This is a genomic window from Ruegeria sp. AG7, from assembly GCF_056541545.1.
In genome coordinates this window covers 36,513-51,665 of sequence record NZ_JBQFYP010000010.1, presented here as the reverse complement: position 1 = coordinate 51,665, position 15,153 = coordinate 36,513, and the positions used below count along the sequence as shown (strand labels likewise).

Below are 15,153 nucleotides of genomic sequence, written 5' to 3'. Positions count from 1 at the left end.
TTCTACAAATACTCAAATCCACCCAGATCTCGAAAAGCATCACAGAACAATGTCAAAACGCCGCTCACAGCACTGGTACGGGAAACTCGACAAGGATGGGTTCATCCATCGATCCTGGATGAAAAATCAGGGTTTTCCTGATCACGCCTTCGATGGGCGGCCGATCATCGGAATCTGCAATACATGGTCCGAGCTGACCCCTTGCAATTCCGGCCTCCGCGATCTGGCCGAAGGGGTAAAGCGCGGAGTGTGGGAGGCAGGGGGCTTTCCCGTCGAATTCCCGGTCATGTCGCTGGGCGAGACCCAGATGAAACCCACAGCCATGCTGTTTCGCAACCTTCTGGCCATGGATGTCGAAGAGTCGATCCGCGCATATGGCATTGACGGTGTGGTTCTGCTGGGCGGGTGCGACAAGACCACGCCGGGCCAACTCATGGGCGCGGCCTCGGTCGACCTGCCGTCGATCGTTGTCAGCTCCGGCCCAATGCTGAACGGAAAATATCGCGGTCAGGATATTGGCTCAGGAACCGATGTGTGGAAGTTTTCCGAAGCTGTGCGCGCCGGAGAGATGACCCTTCAGCAGTTCATGAGCGCCGAATCCGGGATGTCTCGCAGTGCCGGGGTCTGCATGACCATGGGAACCGCCAGCACCATGGCGTCTCTGGTCGAAGCGATGGGCATGAGCCTGCCCACCAATGCCGCCCTGCCCGCCGTTGACGCCCGCCGCATGGCCCTCGCCCATTTGACAGGCAAGCGGATTGTCGAAATGGTCGACGAAGACCTGAAACCATCGAACATTCTGACCAGAGAAGCCTTCGAGAATGCAATCCTCGCCAATGCAGCCGTTGGGGGATCGACCAATGCCGTTGTTCATCTACTGGCGCTCGCAGGTCGCGTAGGCGTTGACCTGACGCTCAGGGACTTTGAAATCGGATCAGAGATTCCCCTTCTGGTGAACTGCATGCCCTCGGGCACATACCTGATGGAAGATTTCTGTTACGCGGGCGGTGTTCCGGCTGTGCTGAGCGAACTCAAGCCTTTCCTGCGCCCGGCCAGAACCGTTCTGAACAAGGACATTTCCGCCCATTACGAAGGCGCCGAATGTTTCAACCGCGACGTTATCCGCCCCTTCAACGATCCGGTGAAACCCGCTGCTGGCCTTCGTGTTTTGCGCGGCAATCTTGCGCCGAACGGGGCCATCGTCAAGCCTTCTGCCGCAACAGATGCCCTTCTTGAAACCGAGGGTGAGGCGTTTGTTTTCGAAAATATCGAAGACCTGAAAGCCAATATCGACCGGGTTGATCTGCCGGTCACATCCAAGAGCATTCTGGTGCTCAAGGGATGTGGACCCAAGGGTTATCCCGGGATGCCCGAGGTAGGAAACATGCCGATTCCGGCCAGATTGGTGAAGGAAGGTGTTCGCGACATGATCCGTATCTCGGATGCCCGTATGTCCGGCACTGCCTATGGCACCGTCATCCTACATGTCAGCCCCGAGGCACAGGCGGGCGGCACACTGGCGCTGGTGAAAACCGGCGACCGCATCCGCGTATCTGCCAGCGCTGGAAAGCTTGAGCTGTTGGTGGACGAAAAAGAACTGGACGCGCGCCGAGCCCAATGGAAACCAGATAAGCCACATTATTCCCGCGGGTATGCCAAACTTTATGTCGATCACGTGTTGCAGGCCGATCAGGGGGCCGACCTGGATTTCCTCGTCGGCAAAGACACCCGCCTTGTGACCAGAGAGAGCCACTGATGACCCAACCAGCGACATTTCATGACCTGAACGGGTCATCCGTCTATATTACCGGCGGAGGCTCGGGCGTGGGCGCAGCATTAACGGATGGGTTTTTGGCTCAGGGGGCCAATGTGGCTTTTATCGGCAGATCGGATGCCAGCGGTTTTGTCGAAGAGATGCGCAACAAACACGGGCGCGCACCTCTGTTCATGCAGGGTGATATGACCGAAACCCAGTTTCTTCACACAACAATGGCCAAAGCCGCGGAAGCCCACGGACCCCTAAACGTTTTGGTCAACAACGCGGCCAATGACCAGCGCCATACACTTGAGGAAACTACGACCGAATTCTGGGACTGGATGATCGACGTAAACCTGAAAGCCTATTATTTCGCCTGTCAGGAAGCGGCCCGGCAAATGAAGGAAGGCGGCGTTATCATTAACTTCAGCTCGATCAGCTACATGATGGGCAATGCAGGCTATCCGATCTATACGACGTCAAATGCGGGCATTACAGGGATGACGCGGTCTTTGGCCCGCGAACTGGGGCCAAAGAACATACGTGTGAATGCGCTGGCTCCCGGTTGGGTTTTGACGCAAAAACAGCTGGATAAGTGGGCCACGCCCGAAGATTTGGCCGCGCATTTGGATCGACAATGCCTGAAAGAACATTTGACGCCCGAAGACATGGTTGCACCGACATTGTTTCTTGCATCCAACGCCAGCCGGGCGATGACCGGTCAGTGTATGGCGGTTGATGGCGGCGTAGTGGTTTCAGGGTGACACAATGAATACTGACTGGATCGCCGTTGATTGGGGCACATCTCACCTGCGGGTCTGGGCCATGCGGGGGGCAACGGTGCTGGACTGCGCGCAGTCCGACAAAGGTATGGCGCGTCTCGGAGCCGACGGGTTCCAGACCGCCCTGTTGGAACTTGTTGAAAACTGGCTGAAGGATGGCCCCATCGATGTGATCGCCTGCGGTATGGTCGGTGCACGCCAAGGCTGGGTCGAAGCACCTTATTCTACCGTTCCGTCGCAACCCTTGCCGCAAACCCCGGTCCGTGTTCCCAGCACAGACCCGCGCATCCGGGCCTTCGTCATACCCGGATTAAAGCAACTGAGCCCACCAGATGTGATGCGGGGGGAAGAAACACAGATCGCAGGGTTTTTGGGGGCTCGCCAGAACTGGGATGGTGTCCTCTGTCTTCCAGGAACCCATACGAAATGGGTTCAGGTCAGCGCAGGTGAAATCGTGAGCTTTCGGACGCTCATGACCGGAGAGCTTTTTGATTTGTTAAGTGCGCAATCTGTTCTGCGGCATTCTATAGGTGAAGGATGGGATGAAGATGCCTTTGCCGAGGCTGTGGCGGATACATTGTCCAAGCCCGAACAATTGGCTGCACGCCTGTTCGGCTTGCGGGCTGCGGACCTGCTGCACAATCAGGACAAAGACATCGCGCGCGCGCGGCTGTCGGGACTGCTTATCGGTGCTGAATTGGCCGCCACCCGTCCATATTGGCTGGGTCAACAACTGGCTATCATTGGTGCAGATGCCGTATCGCGGGTCTATGCGGCAGCGCTAAGACAACAGGGCGCTTTCTTTGAGACTGCAAACGCCACCGAAGCAACGCTGGCCGGGCTGGCGCTGGCGCGCAATATGACAAGGCAAATCGCATGAGCCGCCCCATCATCGCCATTCTGCGCGGTCTGCAACCACAGGAAGCCGAGGCCGTTGGCAGAGTTATCATCGATGCAGGGATCGACCGGATCGAAGTTCCACTCAATTCGCCTGACCCGCTCGACAGCATTTCCATTCTGGCCGAAGCTTTCAAAGATCACGCCCTGATAGGCGCTGGTACTGTATTGACGGTTGATCAGGTGGACGCAGTTCGGAATGCCGGCGGCAGGCTGATTGTGTCACCCAACTATGATGCTGACGTGATCAAACGGTCTGTAGCGTTGGGGATGCAAAGCTGGCCGGGCGTTTACACGCCGACCGAAGCCTTTGCCGCTCTCGAAGCCGGGGCCACAGGATTAAAGCTGTTTCCTGGCGTCATGGCAGGCCCTGTTGGGCTCGCAGCACTTCGACCCGTTTTACCCAAGGAAACACGTATCTTTGCTGTCGGTGGTGCCGGGCCTGAAAACTTCGAGCAATGGATCAAAGCCGGTGCGGATGGATTCGGGATTGGATCAGCGCTGTACAAACCCGGCATGGACGCAGTCGAAATCGCAGCACGCGCGAAGCAGATCGTAACAGCCTTTGACAAGGCGGCAAGATGAGCACGATTTTTGACGACCGCCCCTGCGCGTTGGGCGAAGGTCCGCTTTGGCACCCTGCTCGGCAACAGCTATTCTGGTTCGACATTCTCAACAAACGACTGATGACGCGCGAAAGTGAAAATCAGATAAGCTGGGAATTCGATGAACATGTCTCCGCCGCAGGCTGGGTGGATCGCGACACACTGCTTTTGGCGTCGGAAACGGGTCTTTGGCAGTTTGAATTGACGTCCGGGCATCGAGCGCTGGTTACGCCGCTCGAGGCAGACAACCCAATCACCCGCTCGAATGACGGTCGCGCTGATCCTTGGGGTGGTTTCTGGATCGGTACGATGGGCAAACAGGCTGAAGCCGGGGCCGGATCAATCTATCGGTTCTGGAAAGGTACACTCAGACGTCTCGTGCCGGATGTGACGATTTCCAATGCAATCTGTTTTGCCCCGGATCGATCCGTGGCCTATTTCTGTGACACGAAAACGAGGCAGGTCAAGCGCTGGAGCTTGAATGCAGTAAGCGGATGGCCCGAAGGGGAAAGCACCGTATTTCTGGACTTTCGTAAAGAAGGCCTGAACCCGGATGGTGCGGTGGTTGATGCTGACGGGAACATCTGGATCGCGCAATGGGGGATTGGACGTGTTGCGGCCTACACGCCCGAAGGTCATTTCCTGAAGGCCACTTCTTTCGAAGCGTCACATACGTCCTGCCCGGCCTTTGGTGGCGACAGCTTAGGCACGCTGTTCTGCACCTCAGCAAGGCAGGGGTTGAGCAACGCGGATATTGAATCCCAACCCACCAATGGCATGACGTTTGCAATGCCAAACGCGGGACGAGGGCAGGCAGAACACAGGATCATTTTATGAAGCCGGAACTTGGTGTGTGTTACTACCCTGAACACTGGCCCGAAGCGATGTGGGCGGAAGACGCCGCGCGCATGGTGGACACCGGCATCTCGTGGGTACGCATTGGAGAGTTCGCGTGGAACCGGCTGGAGCCTTACCCCGGAACCCTGCAATTTGAATGGCTGGATCGCGCGGTTAAAACACTTGGCGAGGCGGGAGTGAAAGTCGTGCTTGGCACACCGACAGCAACGCCACCGCGTTGGATGCTGGACAAACATCCGGACATGCTGGCCGTGGATACGTATGGAAACACGCGCAAATTCGGATCACGGCGGCATTACTGCTTTAGCCACCAGGGCTATGTCGATGAATGTGGCCGCATCGCACGGGTCTTGGGAGAGCGCTATGGTCATAACCCGTATGTGGCGGCTTGGCAGATCGACAATGAGTATGGGTGTCACGACACAACAGTCAGCTACAGCACCCCGGCACTGAATGCATTCAGGCGCTGGCTGGCTGTTCGATACGGCTCAATTGAACAACTGAACAAGGCCTGGGGAAACGTGTTCTGGTCGATGGAGTACCGCAACTTCGATGAGATTGAACTACCCAATCAAACTGTGACCGAGCCAAACCCCGCTCATGTACTGGCATTCCGTCGGTTCAGCTCAGATCAGGTTGTGGCATTCAACAAAGCTCAGGTCGATGTATTGCGAGCTTTGACCGATGCGCCGCTGTTGCATAACTACATGGGCCGTATTCTGGATTTCGACCATTTCGAGGTTGGCGCAGATCTGGATATTGCGACTTGGGACAGTTATCCGATCGGATTTCTATCGGACCGATTGGAAGATGACGAAGCCCACAAGACCGCCTTTCTACACCAAGGCGATCCGGACATGCAGGCGTTTCACCATGATCTTTACCGGGCAGTAGGCCGCGGCCGATGGTGGGTGATGGAACAACAACCTGGTCCGGTGAATTGGGCGCCCTATAACCCGGCACCCTTGCCCGGAATGGTGCGGTTGTGGTCGCTTGAGGCTGTCGCCCACGGTGCTGAGGTTGTGAGCTATTTTCGATGGCGGCAAGCCCCCTTTGCGCAGGAACAGATGCACGCGGGTTTGCTGACACCGGACAATCGCCCCGCCCCTGCCTTACACGAGGCCCGTCAGACAGCGGAAGAGCTATCCACATTGGGCGAGGTGCATCAGGTGCAATCCAAGGTTGCGATACTGTTTGATTACCCCTCGGACTGGGCTTGGACATCGCTACCGCAAGGAGCAGGCTTTGACTATTTCCGGTTGGTCTTCTCAGCTTATCGTGCATTGCGCCGCGTGGGGCTGTCGATTGATTTTGTTTCGCCCAATGACCTGTCCACGCACTATGTGCTGATCCTTGCCCCCGGACTGGCAACGATTGACCCGGATTTGGAGCGTAGGTTAGCGGACAACTCGGATCTTGCAATCCTCGGCCCACGCAGCGGCGCAATTACCCGTGATTTCCAGATCCCCGCCGCCGGTCGACCTGGCCTGAAAGGGTTGGACTGCGACGTCGATTTGGTCGAAACACTGCCCCCTGCTGTCAACCGGGCTGTCCGTGGCGGCGGCGCGGCACAGCATTGGATCGATCGCCTTTCAGGATCAGCCGAAGAAATTCTGAGTTTTGAAGATGGAGCGCCTGCGCTAATGGCAGGGGACGGGTTCTGGTATCTTGCCGGCTTCCCAAACGAAGCATTATGGGATCGCGTCATCGGCTTGGCTGCGGAAGAAAGCGGTTTGGGCCTGAAACCGATGCCGCCAGGACTTCGACTGCGTGAGACAGCCGACCACATGTTCCTGATCAACTATAACGCTGAACCGGTGGTCTGGAACGGGTCGACCATCGGCGACTGTGACGTGAAGATCCTGAAGCGCAATCTGCCCGGACAGACTTGAATCCTATCCGGGCAGATGCGTTGGTTGCCGCTTGGCACAGCGATTAGTCGCTTTTTAGGCTGTTGGGGTCAAACACCCCTCCGAAACCGCCGTTGTTGGATGGCTCACCCTCGGTTTGAGATGCACCTTCGTTGCTTTCATTCTCGCTGCCATCCAGCGAGTTCGGAGCGAAGACATTACCAAAACCGCTGTTATTTGACGGCTTTGGCGCGGTTTGGGCATCACCCTGCCCGGCTTTTTCCGCTTGTTGCTGTTTGCGGCGCTCCTCACGCTGCTGACGCAGTTCCTGAATGCGTTGTTCCGCTTCCAACTGCTTTTGCTCGCGAACGTCGGCAATGCACTGCGCCGGACTGTAGGTCGCCGCTGTGCCTATGACGGTGATCGTTACAACCGCAAATGCGACCAGCAACACGGCGGCCATATTACCGGCAAAGAAACTCGGCAGCTTGATCTTGCCAGCCAGTTCCTCGACCGTTGCGTTTTTACGCGCCGCGGCTACCAGTTCCTGACGTTTCAGCTTGGCTTCGTTCAGCAGAGCGAAGAAAACCGTCAGCGCAACGATGATAAACGCCAGCGCCGAGATCGCGGGCGTGATGCCGTAGCGAACCTTCTGAGCCAGCTCAATCGTCAGCGTCGGGTATTCGCCAAAAGTGAAAGTGGTGGTGTTGTAGTTCTCGAAAGAAGCGAGGAATGCCAAAACCGCCGCCGAGGCAATCGCCGGGCGCATGAACGGCAGCAGGATTTTGCGGAAAGCCTGAGCGTGGCTGGCCCCAAGGTCCAGTGCCGCCTCAGTCAGGGCGACATCATAACGCTGCAACCGCGCCACCAGCACCAGCATACAGTAACTGGCAATAAAGGTGGACTGGCCGATCACTGTCAGGAAGATGCCGTTTGACAGGAAACTGTCGGCCCCCAGCCCCAGCATCCGGTTGATCCGGTCCCAGAAGACCAGCGTCGAGATACCAAGAACCACACCGGGGATCAGGATCGGTGCGATAATGACCGTATAGTAGGTCGCGCGAAGCTTCGGCCAGATCTGGGTCAGCATCAGCGCGCCTGCCAAACCCATCGCCACGGACAGGATGACTGTGCCGATTCCGATGATCAGCGAGTTCTTGATCCCGTTCAGGATACGCTGATCTTGAAACAGCTCGCCAAACCATTGGAATGTCAGACATTCCCATGGGCTCATTCGGGGGAACCCGGACGAGTTGAACGCGGTGACGGACATGATCACCAGCGGGCCCAGCAGATACAGGAAGAAGATCGCCAGATAGACCCAGATGCTTATGCGGAGGAAGGAATTGTTCATTTCCCTATATCCCCCATGTTCACTTTGAACAGGCGCATCATGGCCAGCACGAACAGAATACAAGTGACCAGCAGAACGATTGCGTAGGCGGCGCCCTGTGGCCAGTCGTTGTTGTCATTGAACTGCTGATAGATCAGTTGGGTGAACCACAGACTGGACGGCCCGCCCAGAATTTGCGGCGCAGCCAACGCACCGGCGGACAACATGAAGACCATAGTACAGCCCGAACTGATCCCCGGCTTGGCATAAGGAATGACCACTCGCCAATGTATCCGCCACCAAGGCGCCCCAAGGTCGCGTGCTGCTTCGATCTGGTTTTTGTCCAGACTTTCAATCACGTTATACATCGGGAAAATCATCAGCAGGATATAGGCGTATCCCAGACCCGCATAGAGCGCGATGTCATTGCGAATGAAGTCGAACGGTGTATCCCAGATGCCCAGACCCGTGAACAACGTGTTCAACACACCTGTTTCCCCAAAGATGATGCGCAGCGCAAAGGCGCGCAGGATCTCGTTGATCCAGTAAGGGATGATTAGCATGATCGCGAAGATACGAATATGGCTGCCCTCGGCCTGACCCAGGTAATAGGCAATCGGATAGCAGATGATCAGGTTGAAAACCGTCACAAAAACCGCGGCCACAAGAGTTCGGAAAAACACCCTCAGATCAACAGTGTTGTAGTCCTGACTGCCGCCTTCGGGGCCGTAGACCAGATATTTGTAGTTCTCGAGCGTATATATGTCTTTGGGTCCGCCAATCTCTGGCGGTGGCAGATTCGGACGGAATGAGAAGTCCAACATCGACAGCTGCGGAAGGATGATCAGGCCGATGGTCCAGAACAGAACCAGACCCAGGATCGCCACTCCCATGCCGGTGCCGTTGCGATTGAAGAAGTCTTTCAGAAACTGGGGCATGAGTTAATCCCCTTATTCTGCAGCCAGTTCACCCGCAGGAACGATGACGGCGTTATGCGTCTTGTATTCCAACGTGATGTTCTGTCCGGTGTGGTCCTCGAAGGATTGTCCATGGTTCGGGATCGACACTTTGATCTCTTTTCCGCCTTCACCTTCGGTAAAGATGTTGAAGACGTTGCCTTCAAATTCTTCGTGGTTTACCCGCGCGGTAACAAAATGGTCACCCGAAGCCCCCTCGGGCGCAATGGCGAAGGCTTCGGGGCGAATGAACATCATCGCACTATCGCCTTCTTTCATTTTGCCTTGGTTGGCGGTCGATATCCGTGCAACCAGATCGCCCGAGCGGTTGGTCGAGATCAGCGCCTCGTTGCCCATGACCTGTTTGATCTTGCCACGGAATACATTGTTTTCGCCGACAAATGAGGCCGCGAAAGCCGTGTTAGGATCATTGTAGATGGTTTTCCCATCGGCAATCTGGTCAATCACACCTGCACGCATGACGGCGATATTATCTGACATGGTCAGCGCCTCGCCCTGGTCATGGGTAATGTAGATAAAAGTAATGCCCACACGCTGTTGTATCTCACGCAGTTCCGTTCGCATGTGCTGGCGCAGTTTGAGGTCAAGTGCTGACAGAGGCTCATCAAGAAGCAATACATCCGGCTCGGCGCAAAGGGCACGAGCGATGGCCACTCGCTGACGTTGGCCACCAGACAATTCGCTGGGAAGTTTGTCGCCTTGCTCCGGGAGCGCGATCATGTCCAAAAGCTCGTCAGCGCGCTTGCGGCGCTCGGCAGCACTGGCGCCTTTGATTTCCATCGAGAACGTGATGTTCTCCCAAACCTTCATCAAGGGAAACAACGCTAGGTTCTGAAAGATCAGAGCTGTGGGGCGTTTGTTGGGCCCAATCCCGCGCATGTTTTTGCCGCCGATCAGAACATTGCCTTCGCTGGGCTCGAGAAAGCCGGAAACAGCCCTTAAGATCGTTGTTTTGCCGCAACCCGAGGGTCCGAGGAATGAAAAGAAATCTCCCCCGTTAATTGTGACGTTTGCATCGCGCACGGCGACGAAGTCACCGAAACGGATCCACAGGTTTTCCAGATCGACTCCGACCCCTGCACTCATTTTTGGTATCTCCCTGAGGTGTGCACTGTCACCACACCACATAGCTTTCCGTTACGCCGGAGCGGCGCACAGATTGTGGCCCCTCGCAGAACGCGAGGGGCATGGTTTCAGATCGCTTATGCGCTCTTGAACTTGTTGACGAACTCGGTCCGCGTTTCAGCATACCATGGGGCTTCGGCCGGCCACGGATTGAGGTTGGCCAGCGAGTCGCCCGGATAGGCCTCGGCAAAGTTCTTCTTGTAGGTGTCGCCTGAATACTGATCCGCCCCCAGAACAGGAGAGTTGTACCCATGGCTGTCGATGGCAACACCGGCAGGTTTGGCCTGATAGGCGAAGTCGATGAAGGCATAGATCTGGTCGATATTCGCCGCGCCAGACGGAATCGACATTCCGTCAACCCATGCCATCGCCCCTTCGATGGGCGCTTGATAGTGCACTGGTTCACCAGCCGATTTCAGTGCCAGTGGCGGGCCGTCCCAGGTCTGACCGACAACAACACCTTCATTCAGAAGACCGTTCTTCTGTGTATCGGCATCGTTCCAGATCAGCTTGATGCGATTCTTACGTGCAATGCACCAGTCAGTGATCTGACCCCAGACCTTGCGCATGGTTTCTTCGTCACCATAAGCGGCCCAGACCGAACCCGGCTCCATCTCGCCGGAACGCTCCATGTAGAGACCAGCGCCAAGCATCATCGAATGCGCGCGGCCCATGGTCTTGCCTGCGTTTTCTTCCGACCAGACGTCGCCATAGGATGGTGCGTCCCCAGCTGGCAGCCACAAGTCGGTGCGGTATGCAATACCTTCGGTGCCCCAGATATGCGGCAACCAGTGGACCCCGGCGCCGCCAAAGTTCCAAGCATCCGTACCGATTTTGGCCATGGCAGGGTTCACCAAGTCGACCGGAACCTTGTTCATGTCAAAGGGCTGCAACAGCTCCAGAGGCTCCCACTGCAACGAGCGGTTGTTGGTCGGTGAGACGATGTCAAAGCCCTGACCTTTGGTTGCCTTCATCTTGTTGATGATTTCTTCGTTTGAGCCGATCCCGGTGTAGTTCACCTTGATGCCAGTAAGGGTCTCAAACTCTTCGATAAAGCTGGGCGGCAGGTAATCCGACCACATCAGGATGTTGATTTCACCGGACGACGCCAGTGCGCTCTTGCTATAAAGAGGCGCGGCAAGTGCCGCGGCACCCGCTCCTTTCAAAACAGTGCGTCTGGAAAGTGATGACTTGGTAACCATTAGTGTTCTCCCGTTGTTGGACTCGATTTTTTTGTTTTCTATTCATAGGACTTTCTGCGCCCATCCGTCAGTCCAAAAGTGACAGTTTTCGAAATTCTTATGTCCAGTTTCACGATTTGACACGTCTAAGCTGAATTATGAGGCGCCGCATTCTCCCGCCAAACGGTAACGTCCCTTGGTTTGACCGGATCTGAACCAAGCAGAATTTGACGTGCACGACCAACAGGCAAAGGCTTTGAAACGTCACTGAAGTTGAACGCGTAGTAGGTCGAGCCGCGTTGGGTTATGCGCAAATCGGGATCACAAGGCGTTGCATTTATCCCAGCCCAGTTCAGTACTTCACCGACAATCGCTTGCAAAAGCTCATTACGCGGAACCATTGCCAGATAGGTCGTGCGGTCAGAACGGATGACCGCCGGGCTGGCATCGCAATAAGCGCTCTTGAAGCGGGCCAAAACGTGCTCTTTGGTTTCGACGATTTCACGCCAGCCCGTGAATTCGAATTGCCGACCATCGGGAAGAATCACAGCCTCCTGCGCAAGTGAAGGGAGTGATTCGACGCGCGTGACACGGATACCTGTTAACTTTGCCAATTCGCCCGGAGCCAGATTTGAAGGCGTGTTCATCCCGGACGTCTTGCTGCCGGAACGGGCGCCTATCAGTATCTTGGCTCCCGAAGCGTCAAGCTTGTCTGCAAGGTCAGCCGTCACGATCATGCTTTGCGGTAACACGATGAGGGCGTAGTCGCTCAGTTCATCTTCAGGGCCAACAAAATCAAGATCGACCCCAAAACCACGAATTGCAGTGTACCACTCGCGAAAAATCTGAGCATTGGGGAAATCCTTGTCGTGCGGCAGAATATCCGCCGCCCAGATCGAGGTATAATCCAGCAGCATTGCAACCCGTGCTTTTGCCCGTCTCTCGGGCGGCAACGTTGCGCGATCCTTCACGATCTGGGCCAATTCAACAGCGGCCTGATCCAGGCTGCCATCCGACCGCAATATCGCAGTATGGTATTGCTCTTGCGCAGATTTTGCCTGCCTCCAGCGAAAAAACATCACGGCTTGCGCGCCGTGTGCATAGGCCGCCCAAGTCCAAAGCCGAACCATCCCCTCTGCCGGAGACGGATTCTTATCGGCCCAATCTACCGGACCCGGCTGCTGTTCCAACACCCACATCCGACCGCGCCCCTGACTGCGATATAAATCACAATGAAAACCCTGATAATCCGGTGCGCCGGTGCGCAAATAACGGCGCTTTTCTTCATCCGAAAGGGTAGAGCCCAAAAGGTTCCCCAGTGGGTAGCTGTCGAACCCGATAATATCCAGATCAGCAGCCACGGCGTGGTGATCGAATTCGAAACTGCTTGCCATGAAGTTATGGGTGATATCCCGCCCCGGCGCATATTTGCGCAGAACATCCATCTGCGTTTTGTTGAACAGACGAACTCGATCGGAAGAATAGCGCGCGAATTCCAGAGCATGGGCTGGATTGGGCGTGGCGACCAGCCCGTTGGGCAGTTCGATCTGACCAAACTGAGAGTAGAGCGACCCCCAGAAAACGGTTCCCCACGCGTCATTCAACGCATCGATTGCCCCGTATCGTTCCTCCAACCAGTTCTGAAAACCTGTTCGCGCGGCATCGGAATAGCTGAGAACTGTATCGTGGTCGTTGTACTCATTGTCGATCTGCCACGCTTGGACATACGAATTCTGACCATATCTGCGGGCATATTCAGTTGCGATCCTTTGCGCCTCGGCCAGATAAACCTCACTGGAAAAACAATAATGCCTGCGCGAACCGTACCCTCTGACCCGACCATCCGGCCCAACGGGCAGGATTTCGGGATACTCATCGATCAACCATTTGGGGGGGGCGGCTGTTGGGGTGGACATCATGACCCGCAGACCAGCCTGACCCAGTATCTCGATCACTTCATCCAGCCAGTCCCAGTGGAACTGACCGCGCGCGGGTTCGATCAGACCCCAGGTGAATTCAGCAATCCGCACCCAATCCAACCCCATGTCTGCCATTTGGGCGGCATCGTCTCGCCATTGCGAAGGGTCCCACTGTTCGGGGTAGTAACAAACCCCAAGTTCCAGCGCGCTCATCGTGTGTCCTTTGCTGTGCGTCGTTCGATCCACTTCAGGAAACTGGCACAGCCGAGTGTGAGAACGACATACAGGATTGCCGCCGTATTGAAGGGTGCAAAGGGCAGAAAGCTAGCCGCCTGAAATTCTCGCATCCTCTGGGTCATGTCGCGGACGGACAGGATAGACAGCAATGACGTGTCCTTGATCATCGCGATAAACTCATTGCCAAGCGGTGGAGTGACAATCCGCAGGGCCTGCGGCAGAACGATAAGCCGCGCCGTATGCCAGCGCGACAAACCCAGAGAGCTGCCCGCCTCCAATTGGCCTTTCGGTATCGCCTCGATCCCGGATCGGAAAATTTCGGCCATATAGGCGGAATAACCAACTGAGATCGCGATGATCCCGCGGGTCATATTGGTCATGTCGATACCGCCGCCGGTGGCGTCTTTGACTGCGCCCGCCAGTGGCAGTCCAATATAAAGAATGATCACCAGCATCGGAATGCCGCGTATCGTATCCACGAAAAACTCGGCCCCGACCGCCAGAGGATGCAGCTTATGCTGAGCCCCGCCAATGGTCAGTGTCAGCAACAAAAACCCGAACACGGCAAATGCCAGGGCCGGATTGCGGTATTTGTCGGGTAGAAATCTTGTTTGCCACAGGACCGGATAACCTTGTGTATGGGCATCGGCCGGGACAAAAGCGCCCGAGACACTGTCGACCGTTTCGATCTGTTCAAGCGCGGCAGTGGCATCGGTTGCGCTGCGGATGCGATATTGCTGACCGTCGGCCCCTTCGAACTCACCAAACCGGATAACGTCAGCCTGCGCCTGCGGCGTGCCGCGCACAACCGCGATACGCCCTTCGGTGCTGCCCACCAGAACAAAGCTGACCTGCGGCTGCATGAAGAAAAAGGCTGAGGCTGCAAGCAATGCCAAACTGATCGAACCATAGACGACCGTCGTACGCGCCTTTGGTTTAAACGATTGCAACCCGACCCAGACCAAACCAAGAATGGCCGCGAAGATATAGGCAAATATGGCCGCGCGGAATGTAATGGCCACCCCGGTCGCGAACTGCCAATGAGCCATGAACATGAGATAAAACAGAACCGCGCCTGTGAGACACTCCAACCCCAACAAGACGCGCCCGCGCCAGGGCGGCTGCAAACGTGCCGAAATTAGGCATAGTGCGACGACAGCCGCGTAAACCGCCAGGAAAACTTGTAATCCCGTCTGAACCTTGGCGATCACGCCCGGAAACAGTACCCAGGTCTGACTGGATCGATCGATAAGGGGTGATGTGTTTTCGCTGAGCGCATGGAAGAAGACCGACTCGGCAAATGGCATCAGAAGCAGCGGAGAAACAAAGCTGATGACCAAAAGCGCCGCAGAAGCTGGGAACGCGGCAAGCGCGCAGAATCGCAACCAGCCGGGGGAGTTTTGTGAAAACCGCACGTAGCGTGCGCAAAGATATCCAAGGATCGCAACGGTCGCAATCAGCAGAAATCCAACAAAGATGGGCCCCGCGTCGGTGCCGATCCCCAGAATTGCGACCAGAGACCGCAAGTATTTTGAGGATGTGGCGAACAGGTAGATAATAAAGGGCGCTGCTGCGAGCAACACCAGGTTACTCGGGCGGATCGTGCTGAGGCGCAACATGGAACTTCTCCGCT

12 protein-coding genes are annotated in these 15,153 nt (G+C 56.1%); 6 read left to right on the top strand and 6 right to left on the bottom strand.

Annotated elements, in window-relative coordinates:
* Nucleotides 1-49: 49 nt before the first annotated feature.
* Genes ACR0BF_RS13980 through ACR0BF_RS13955 form a run of 6 tightly spaced genes read left to right on the top strand, consistent with a single transcriptional unit; the run spans nucleotide 50 to nucleotide 6,790 of the window.
* Nucleotides 50-1,756, top strand: a complete 1,707-nt coding sequence (locus ACR0BF_RS13980; RefSeq protein WP_480605651.1) for an IlvD/Edd family dehydratase — start codon at nucleotides 50-52, stop codon at nucleotides 1,754-1,756.
* Nucleotides 1,756-2,520 carry an SDR family NAD(P)-dependent oxidoreductase gene (locus ACR0BF_RS13975; RefSeq protein WP_480605648.1) on the top strand — a complete coding sequence of 255 codons (765 nt, stop codon included), beginning with the start codon at nucleotides 1,756-1,758 and terminating at the stop codon, nucleotides 2,518-2,520. The genes ACR0BF_RS13980 and ACR0BF_RS13975 overlap by 1 nt, the downstream gene beginning before the upstream one ends.
* A 4-nt stretch (nucleotides 2,521-2,524) precedes the next feature.
* On the top strand, nucleotides 2,525-3,418 hold the full coding sequence (locus ACR0BF_RS13970) for a 2-dehydro-3-deoxygalactonokinase (RefSeq protein ID WP_480605645.1): 894 nt from the start codon (nucleotides 2,525-2,527) through the stop codon (nucleotides 3,416-3,418).
* Nucleotides 3,415-4,020: a 2-dehydro-3-deoxy-6-phosphogalactonate aldolase gene (locus ACR0BF_RS13965; protein WP_480477098.1), complete on the top strand. Its 606-nt coding sequence runs from the start codon at nucleotides 3,415-3,417 to the stop codon at nucleotides 4,018-4,020. The genes ACR0BF_RS13970 and ACR0BF_RS13965 overlap by 4 nt, the downstream gene beginning before the upstream one ends.
* Nucleotides 4,017-4,877: an SMP-30/gluconolactonase/LRE family protein gene (locus ACR0BF_RS13960; protein WP_480605643.1), complete on the top strand. Its 861-nt coding sequence runs from the start codon at nucleotides 4,017-4,019 to the stop codon at nucleotides 4,875-4,877. Before ACR0BF_RS13965 ends, ACR0BF_RS13960 begins: the two co-directional genes overlap by 4 nt.
* Nucleotides 4,874-6,790: a beta-galactosidase gene (locus ACR0BF_RS13955; RefSeq protein WP_480625141.1), complete on the top strand. Its 1,917-nt coding sequence runs from the start codon at nucleotides 4,874-4,876 to the stop codon at nucleotides 6,788-6,790. The genes ACR0BF_RS13960 and ACR0BF_RS13955 overlap by 4 nt, the downstream gene beginning before the upstream one ends.
* Before the next feature lie 43 nt (nucleotides 6,791-6,833).
* On the opposite strand, the gene ACR0BF_RS13950 is transcribed toward ACR0BF_RS13955, so the two are convergent.
* The 6 genes from ACR0BF_RS13950 to ACR0BF_RS13925 all read right to left on the bottom strand — a co-directional run bounded on the left by ACR0BF_RS13950 (nucleotide 6,834) and on the right by ACR0BF_RS13925 (nucleotide 15,139).
* Nucleotides 6,834-8,102, bottom strand: a complete 1,269-nt coding sequence (locus ACR0BF_RS13950; protein WP_480625140.1) for an ABC transporter permease — start codon at nucleotides 8,100-8,102, stop codon at nucleotides 6,834-6,836.
* Nucleotides 8,099-9,019 carry an ABC transporter permease gene (locus ACR0BF_RS13945; protein ID WP_480554884.1) on the bottom strand — a complete coding sequence of 307 codons (921 nt, stop codon included), beginning with the start codon at nucleotides 9,017-9,019 and terminating at the stop codon, nucleotides 8,099-8,101. Before ACR0BF_RS13945 ends, ACR0BF_RS13950 begins: the two co-directional genes overlap by 4 nt.
* Before the next feature lie 12 nt (nucleotides 9,020-9,031).
* Nucleotides 9,032-10,144 carry an ABC transporter ATP-binding protein gene (locus tag ACR0BF_RS13940; RefSeq protein WP_480625139.1) on the bottom strand — a complete coding sequence of 371 codons (1,113 nt, stop codon included), beginning with the start codon at nucleotides 10,142-10,144 and terminating at the stop codon, nucleotides 9,032-9,034.
* Nucleotides 10,145-10,260: 116 nt separating this feature from the next.
* Complete coding sequence (locus ACR0BF_RS13935; protein ID WP_480477085.1) at nucleotides 10,261-11,385, bottom strand: extracellular solute-binding protein; 1,125 nt, start codon at nucleotides 11,383-11,385, stop codon at nucleotides 10,261-10,263.
* A gap of 125 nt (nucleotides 11,386-11,510) precedes the next feature.
* Nucleotides 11,511-13,496, bottom strand: coding sequence for a beta-galactosidase (locus ACR0BF_RS13930; protein WP_480625138.1), 1,986 nt, complete (start codon nucleotides 13,494-13,496; stop codon nucleotides 11,511-11,513).
* Nucleotides 13,493-15,139 (bottom strand): amino acid ABC transporter permease, encoded by a 1,647-nt coding sequence (locus tag ACR0BF_RS13925; protein ID WP_480494225.1) that lies wholly within the window; start codon nucleotides 15,137-15,139, stop codon nucleotides 13,493-13,495. The genes ACR0BF_RS13930 and ACR0BF_RS13925 overlap by 4 nt, the downstream gene beginning before the upstream one ends.
* Nucleotides 15,140-15,153: the final 14 nt, after the last annotated feature.